Genomic DNA, 481 nt, shown 5'->3' with positions numbered 1-481 from the left:
GAATTTCCAGCCCATGATCTTAAAGTAGATGAATCTAGCCAGCCAATTCACTCTCCCTGTTGCTCTTTGTGATCTCCCCGTTCCTTCTTTTTCTTTCTTCATAAAGAAGTCCGAGTTCACGGCTGGTTTGTCCTTTTACAGAAGTATTTTCTTCGGCCCTGCGAATTAGATATGGCACCACTTCCCTTACCGGACCAAACGGTACCAGTTTGGCAACATTATAGCCTTCCTGTGCGAGGTTATAGCTAATATGCTCACTCATTCCAAAGAGCTGTGAAAACCAAACCCGGTCATCATCAATTGCAATACCTTTATCTTCCATCACCTGGAGAGCCAGATAGTTACTCATCTCGTTATGGCTTCCTATAAAAACATGTATATCATCAATATGAGCTAAACAGTAAGTAAGCACCCCGTTGTAATTTACATCGGTAGCCTCTTTGTTCTCACAAATTGGAGATGGATAACCCATTTTTGCAGC

General features: G+C 42.2%; 1 protein-coding gene. It reads right to left on the bottom strand.

Annotated elements, in window-relative coordinates:
* Positions 1 to 34: 34 nt before the first annotated feature.
* A partial coding sequence (locus HC175_RS17985; RefSeq protein ID WP_209310071.1) for a proline dehydrogenase family protein occupies positions 35 to 481 on the bottom strand: 447 nt, incomplete at its 5' end.

This window comes from Salinimicrobium oceani, from assembly GCF_012037645.1.
Note: the sequence above shows the minus strand (reverse complement) of the source record. Positions and strands in the feature narration are given on the sequence as shown.